The organism is Microcystis sp. M53603_WE2, from assembly GCF_030065435.1.
In genome coordinates this window covers 1-7,824 of record NZ_JASJFF010000562.1, presented here as the reverse complement: position 1 = coordinate 7,824, position 7,824 = coordinate 1, and the positions used below count along the sequence as shown (strand labels likewise).

5 protein-coding genes and 1 pseudogene are annotated in these 7,824 nt (G+C 40.8%); 5 read left to right on the top strand and 1 reads right to left on the bottom strand.

Annotated elements, in window-relative coordinates; translation table 11 throughout:
- The 5 genes and pseudogenes from cbiD to PX481_RS11770 all read left to right on the top strand — a co-directional run.
- The coding region (cbiD, locus tag PX481_RS11790) for a cobalt-precorrin-5B (C(1))-methyltransferase CbiD (RefSeq protein ID WP_288094625.1) at positions 1 to 716 on the top strand (716 nt) is incomplete at its 5' end.
- A 143-nt stretch (positions 717 to 859) separates the two neighbouring features.
- Complete coding sequence (gene guaA / locus PX481_RS11785; protein WP_043998919.1) at positions 860 to 2,485, top strand: glutamine-hydrolyzing GMP synthase; 1,626 nt, start codon at positions 860 to 862, stop codon at positions 2,483 to 2,485.
- A gap of 88 nt (positions 2,486 to 2,573) precedes the next feature.
- Complete coding sequence (locus PX481_RS11780; RefSeq protein WP_288027436.1) at positions 2,574 to 3,815, top strand: DUF262 domain-containing protein; 1,242 nt, start codon at positions 2,574 to 2,576, stop codon at positions 3,813 to 3,815.
- Between the two features lie 14 nt (positions 3,816 to 3,829).
- Positions 3,830 to 4,468: pseudogene (locus PX481_RS11775) on the top strand (HEPN domain-containing protein).
- 85 nt (positions 4,469 to 4,553) lie between these two features.
- The gene (locus PX481_RS11770; RefSeq protein ID WP_288094624.1) at positions 4,554 to 5,816 is read left to right on the top strand and encodes a DNA cytosine methyltransferase; all 1,263 of its coding nucleotides are present in this window, start codon (positions 4,554 to 4,556) and stop codon (positions 5,814 to 5,816) included.
- A gap of 116 nt (positions 5,817 to 5,932) precedes the next feature.
- On the opposite strand, the gene PX481_RS11765 is transcribed toward PX481_RS11770, so the two are convergent.
- Positions 5,933 to 7,552, bottom strand: a complete 1,620-nt coding sequence (locus tag PX481_RS11765) for a S8 family serine peptidase (RefSeq protein WP_288094623.1) — start codon at positions 7,550 to 7,552, stop codon at positions 5,933 to 5,935.
- Positions 7,553 to 7,824: the final 272 nt, after the last annotated feature.

Sequence of the window (7,824 nt, the reverse complement as noted above, 5' to 3'; positions counted from 1 at the left end):
TCAAAGTGACGATTATCCTTCCAGAAGGCAAAAAACTGGCCACAAGGACTTCTAACGCCGCTTTTGGGGTGGTAGAGGGATTATCTTTGTTGGGTACCACTGGCATTTCCCAACCTCTCAGCGCCCCCGGACAGTTAGAAATCTTTCGCGAGCAATTAAAAATTTTATCTCTTCGTTTCGATCGCTTGGTGTTTTGTATCGGGGAAAATGGCTTAGATTTAGCCCCTCAAATGGGCATTAATCCTGATATTTTGGTAAAAACAGCCAATTGGATCGGGCCGATGTTATTAGAGGCACAATTACAGGGAATCTCTGAAATTCTTTTGTTTGGTTATCACGGTAAATTAATTAAACTTGCCGGGGGAATCTTTCAGACTCACCATCATCTCGCCGATGGTCGTCGGGAAATTCTTACCGCCTACGCCGCTAAAATGGGTTTAGCTACCCCCCATCTCCAGCAAATTTTTGACAGTAGCACCAGCGAAAACGGTCTGGAATATCTGCGTCAATTAGACCGGCAAACGGGAGATAATTGGGTGGAACGCATCTATGGAGAAATGGCTAATACGATTGATCGCCGTTGCCAAGAATACGTTTATAACCACAGTAACGGTCATCTTAGGGTCGGTTGTATTTTATTCGATCGCTCTCGTTCTTTGATCAGCAAAAGCGAAAATGGCCTTAAATTTTTGCAAAATCTACAAGTCACTCCCTAGTGACCGTGCTATGATCGTGGGAATATTTAGTCTTAAAAAATGAAACTAATAAGGCCATACTATTGTAGCTTATTTTCAGAACAATAGCCGATTTAGTTTACAAATCTTTAACCTTTTCCTGCCAGTTTCTTTTTTTGATCGTAGTGACAACTCAAACCCCCCTTCCCACCCCCCAAGAGACTTTGCCCTCAGAGTCCTTCACTAATAGCCTTAATCGTCAAATAATCATCATTCTTGACTTTGGCTCCCAGTATTCTGAATTAATCGCCCGCAGAATCAGGGAAACGAACGTTTACTCCGAAGTTCTCTCCTATCGTACCAGTGCCGAACAATTGGCACAAATCAACCCGAAAGGAATAATTCTTTCGGGCGGCCCCAATTCCGTCTATGATCCTGGAGCGCCCCACTGTGATCCCGAAATTTGGAATTTAGGTGTACCCGTCCTCGGAGTTTGCTACGGGATGCAATTGATGGTACAGCAGTTAGGGGGCAGGGTAGAACGGGCAAAACGGGCCGAATACGGCAAAGCATCCCTATTTATCAACGATCCTACCGATTTATTAACCAATGTCGAGGACGGTTCCACCGCTTGGATGAGTCACGGGGATTCCTGCGTGGAATTGCCCGCGGGTTTTGAAATTCTCGCTCATACCGATAATACCGATTGTGCGGCCATTGCCGATCACAAGAAAAAACTCTTTGGAGTGCAGTTTCACCCGGAAGTTGTCCATTCTGTGGGAGGAATCGCCTTAATTCGCAATTTCGTCTATCATATCTGCAAATGCGAACCCACTTGGACCACGGAAGCTTTTGTCGAGGAATCGATCCGAGAAATTAGGGCAAAAGTGGGCGATAAGCGAGTTTTATTGGCTTTATCCGGCGGTGTGGACTCCTCTACCTTAGCATTCCTCTTGCATCGAGCGATCGGTGATCAACTAACCTGTATGTTTATCGATCAGGGATTCATGCGTAAGGGTGAACCAGAACGATTAATGCAGATATTTAACGAGCAATTCCATATTAGAGTCGAGTATGTCAACGCTAGAAAGCGATTTTTAGCGCAAGTGGCCGGTGTCACGGATCCCGAGGAAAAGCGCCGTCGTATCGGCCATGAATTTATTCAGGTGTTTGAAGAAGAATCGAATCGTTTGGGACCCTTTGATTATCTGGCCCAAGGAACTTTATATCCCGATGTGATTGAATCGGCCGATAGTAATGTGGATCCCAAAACCGGGGAAAGAGTCGCGGTTAAAATTAAAAGTCATCATAACGTTGGTGGACTGCCGAAAAATCTCCGGTTTAAATTAGTCGAACCCCTGCGAAAATTATTTAAGGATGAGGTGAGAAAATTAGGTCGATCGATCGGTCTTCCGGAAGAAATTGTTCGTCGTCAACCTTTCCCCGGCCCCGGTTTAGCGATTCGCATTTTAGGGGAAGTCACCGCAGATAAATTAAATATTTTGCGCGATGCAGATTGGGTAGTGCGCGACGAGATTAATAAGCAGGGAATGTATCACGATTTCTGGCAAGCTTTCGCGGTTTTATTGCCTGTCCGCAGTGTGGGAGTGATGGGAGATCAACGCACCTACGCTTATCCCATTGTCCTACGTTTAGTCAGCAGTGAAGACGGAATGACTGCCGATTGGTCCCGGGTTCCCTATGATTTATTGGAGACAATTTCTAATCGTATTGTCAATGAAGTTAAGGGAGTTAACCGCGTGGTTTATGATATTACTTCTAAGCCTCCCGGAACTATAGAATGGGAGTAGTATTGAATTATTGATTGATTGTTAGTCCCGTCCAAATATTGGGGCGGGATTTTTGCAGAATAGACAATTGAGGAGATTAATTACTACCATGGCACAGTTAGAGATGTGGGAAGAAATAGAAGCGGTGGATTTTGCGGAAGAAGAAGAAGATATTGAAGGAGAATCAGCAAACCAAAAAAAGCTACAACTCAAAGAAATCTCCGAGACTGTTGTTGCTGGAAGTGATTGGACTACCGCAACGATCCGCGATCAATTAATTCGAGAAAATATTCAACTCAATCCGCGCTTTCAAAGACGAGATGCTTGGAGTATTACTCGTAAAAGTCGATTTATTGAATCCGTAATTCTAGGGTTTCCAGTCCCACAGATTGTCTTAGCTACTAATAATAAGGAAAAAGGGAAATTTATCGTTCTTGATGGCAAACAACGCCTACTAACAATTTTACAGTTTTATGGTGACAGTGACACACCTAATAATAGTTTTACTTTAAAAGATTTAGAATTTTTAGATAATCTCAATGGCTGCCAATATCAAGATCTAAAAAATGACTTCAATTTAAATGATTTCTTAGACCAACTGGATAATCAAACTATCCGCACGATTGTTATCCGTAATTGGAAAACGGAGAGTTTCCTCCATAAAATTTTTCTGCGTCTCAATCTGGAAAATACCCCTTTGTCTTCTCAAGAATTAAGACAAGCATTACACCCAGGAGGTTTTATTAATTTTTTAGATGATCGAGCGATCGAAAGTCAAGCATTAAAGAAAATATTTAAATCTTCCTATCCCGATTTCCGGATGCGCGACACTGATATACTATTGCGTTATGTAGCTTTTCATTATTATTTATCCGATTATCGAGGTGATGTTCAGATGCTTCTAGATAAAACCTGTCAAAATTTCAATCAAGAATGGGAAAAACGCTCAGATGAAATTATCAATGTTGTTGATCAATTTGAAAAAGCTGTCCAGACAACGATTAATATTTTTGGAGAGAAAAACTTTTCCCGTCTCTGGCTGCCTGAATCGGCAACTTATCGAAGTCAGTTCAATCGAGCAATTTTAGATGTGATGGTTTTTTACTTTTGCGATGATCTAATTAGAGCAGCTGCCGAGAAAAACAAAGAACAGATAGAAAATGCTTTTAAAGAATTATTATCTAACCCTGACAATGAATTTAGGAACTCGGTAGAAAAAACTACTAAAAGTATTAGAGCAACTTACAATCGTTTTCATTTATGGGGTCAAGCTTTATCAAAAGTATTAGATATTAACTTCAATATTCCTCAGATGGAAGACAATCGTATTATTTTTAAGGGGTTAAGATAGTTAGTTTTTTTACTATGCCGAAATCTCTAAGATTTAGACAACTAACCAAAGAATTGAATCGACTAAAAAAACAATTCCTACCTCGTAAATTTAGCGAGATAAATGAATATTCTGAAAGACAATTAGCTTTAACTTTTGCCTATCGAGTTTTTGCTCATGCTGAGATTGAATCTTATCTTGAAGATCGAGTTTGGGATACAGTACAGACAGCAAAAAATATCTGGGATAATCAAGGTAAAGCTGGTCGAGTTTTGTTATGTGTAATCGCTTTTTCTGGTCAAGAAATGGCAGCTCCTCCCGACACCCTTACTCCTCTTAAAGGTAAGAAAAATCTGCCTGAAGATAAACTAAAAATAACTAAAAAAATTGACATAGCGATTAGATGTTTTAAATCAGTTATCGATCAAAATCATGGGATTAAGGAAACTAACCTATTAAAATTACTCTTACCAATCGGCATCGATAGTGATGAATTAGATCAAGTTTGGTTACTAAATATGGATACTTTTGGAGAATAACGCGGTGAAATCGCTCATTCTTCGGCAATAAAAACGAAAAAAACGCCTAACCCTGCCGACGAATTAGAAAGAGTTAAACAAATTATTCAAGAATTAGAGAAAGTCGATCAATTGATTACTAACTTGCTCAAGTAATTGCACTCTTAATAAAACTTAAAGTGTTAACTATATCAGAAATATAGTATAATGAAAGGCAGACAATAGAGAGCTAATCATCAAAGTGAAACATAGACCAATTGCGATCGATTTATTTGCCGGCTGCGGTGGGATGTCCCTTGGTCTAGAAGCGGCGGGATTTGATATTGCTGTAGCGGTGGAGTTTGATGCAGTCCATTCCTTGGTTCATCATTTTAACTTTCCCTATTGTCAAACTATTTGCCGGGATATAGCCAAAGTAACAAGTAGAGAAATATGGGAATTATTAAAACTAAAAGGCTATGCCACCGATGTTAGCTTAATTGCCGGTGGACCCCCCTGCCAAGGTTTTTCACTGATTGGTAAACGACAAATAGATGATCCTAGAAATTCTCTAGTATTTGAATATCTGCGGATTGTAGGGGAAATTAAACCCAAGTATTTTATTTTTGAAAATGTCCCCGGCATGGCTACGGGTAAACATAAACAATTTTTAGAGGAGTTAATCTCTGAATTTGAAGCTATTGGCTATACAATTAATCAGCCAATTAAAATCCTTGATGCCAGTGAATATGGCGCACCACAAAAGCGCAGAAGATTAATCTTAATTGGTAGTCGAAAAGACGTGACGATGGCTAAATATCCCTTAGCCAAGACCGTCGATTTGAACTCAGCCAAAAAATCAGCTTTTACCAGCGTCTATGATGCGATTTCAGATTTAGAATTAATACCGGCCTTTATCGATACTGATTTAGGCATACCTGCATCAAAATTAGATTATAGTGGTAAGAGGAAAAAATATTCAGTGCAGCCAGGGGATATTTTTAAACTTTGTCATCAAAGAACAGTAGATACAAAAATCTATGGACATATAGGCTCAGTTCATACCCAAAGATCAATTGATAGATTTATCGTAACCGAACCGGGTACAGTGGAACCAAAAAGTCGCTTTTTAAAGCTTTCTCCCACTGGTTTATGTAATACTCTCCGGGCCGGAACTAATAGTGACAAAGGGGCCTATACTGCTCCTAGACCCATTCACTATTCTATTCCTCGTTGTATTACTGTACGAGAAGCCGCCAGATTACATACATTCCCCGATTGGTTTCAGTTTCACCGCACAATATGGCATGGTTTTCGTGAGATTGGTAACGCGGTTATTCCGCTATTATCGAAAGAACTTGGCTCTTCTGTGATGGGAGCAATGAATATTAATCCAGCCAATTTCAACCGAGTTATTTTAGAAAAAATGCCAGCGGAATTATTGCTGTATAATATGTCTCAGGCATCAAACTATTGGGGCATCCCCGACGATGTTATCCCGAAAAGAAAACGAGGTGTATCTTAGAGACTGTTCGGTATTTAAATTATACCAAGTCCGTTAGCTGCCAATCGAACTTTAAAAACTCGCTCCCATCTTCCCACTCTCCTATACTTTTTAAACAGGATTTACTATCATTTTTATTATTCGGGAACCGTCCACCAAGCGAGAGCAAAAGCTTGTTCTTTCTCGTTAACTTGTTGACGATATTGAACCCGAATTTTATAGTTTCCAGAGATGGGTACAGGACAAAAAATATGCTCTAAACTATCACTATCACTCAGGGAAGCACAGGTGTATTTAGCATTATTATCCTCCTGGGCAGGTAAAAGATAAACATCTAAATTATTCAGTCCGCGATCCCGGAAACTTTCATCGATATCATAGAGATTATTGCGGTTAGTATCGATTAGTTCTACCAAACGATCCCAAGCCAAAGTTATCGAAACAAAACTATTAGCTTTTAAGGGCTTCTCTAGGGCATAATCTTGATAACCATTAGCGGTAACTGTAGCGTAATCCCAACCAATAGGAGGAATAGATTCTGCGGCAGACCATTGACCATTACTAAACTGTGTGTAGGTGCGAAAAGTGTTAAGATGTCCCGTCCCCATCTGCATATCTAAAGGAATTTTCGGATCTTTATAAGCATCGGACTCTAACCAAGTTTTTTGATCCTTAGTTAAGACCGTCCGTCTCATACCTAACCGTAACCCATCCCCCGTATCTTTAATTTTATCGGCAGCATTAAGCATTACTGCCTTCATCACTTGATGATGACGAGAATCGACGCTCCAATGGGGATTTTTTTGATTAATTTGTTGATCGCCGTATTCTTGTAAAAGTGCCACGGATGCTGTAATATGAGGAGCGGCGAAACTGGTGCCACTAACAGTATTTAATTTACCTTTGAGGTCATAAAGCTCTATTTTATTGCCGGGGGCAACTAAATTAATTGACCGCCGCAAACCATCATTAATTTCCCGTTTAATTAAACTGCGACCAATACCCACTGGCAAAGCACTAATATTAGCAAAATCAACTTTAGTGAATTTTCCTTCTCTTGTCGCTGTATAAGCGGTAGTAATGCCGTTAAAATGATCGGTGGGAATGGGAATTCCTCCCTTACCTTGATTACCAGCAATTACATAAAGAACATCATCAACTCGCGATGACCAATCAACACATTGAGTTAATAAAGCTTGACCATCTAATTTTGGTTCCTGTCTTTGATCTCTTTGCAAAGATTCCCCAAAACTAAAGTTAATCGCCCGCACATCACCGCTATTTTGTCGGGCAATATTTTGACTAGCCAGACATTCTTCCGGTTGTCCGCCGCGTCGCAAAGAACCCACCGCCCCCGAATATAATCTCGCTTTTGGGGCCACTCCGGGGATTTTTTTATCATCACTGACCATTACCGTTGCCACCATAGCGGCGTGATTATCTAGATAGGTGTTGGGTTTGGCAATTTGATCGCGAAAAAAAACACCGGCTAATTTATAGGGAGGTCGCCAAGCTGCCACTTTATCATAACCGAACTGAGCCGGTCGGCCGATTTCCACTTGACCGATGGCAATTTTTCGCCCTAATAAATTATAGGGTTCCGCCCGCAAGCGATCGGCATAAATTCCCTGTTCACCGATGGAATTAGAAAGAACTAGGGAAGGAAGCAGAATTATCGTTACTACTAACCCGACGACAAACCAAAACCCTCTTTTCATCATCAGCAATCCTGCGGCAGTAAGGTGATACCAATCCATTCTAAGACAGAAATCTCAGGAGTGAATCTCACATTTGCAGAAATACCGACAATCAGCAATTATTAGTAACTCTTAAATTATTACAGATATATCAGCAGCTGGCTGTAAGCATCCCACCGAAAAGCTAATGCGCTCCGGGGTTTGGGGGCGGCGCCACGCCCCCAACGGGGGGTTTGGGTAGGGTTGATTCATGAATCAACCCTACCTGGAATCAACCCTACCTGGAATCAACCCTACCTGGAATCAACCCTACCTGGAATCAACCCTAGGGG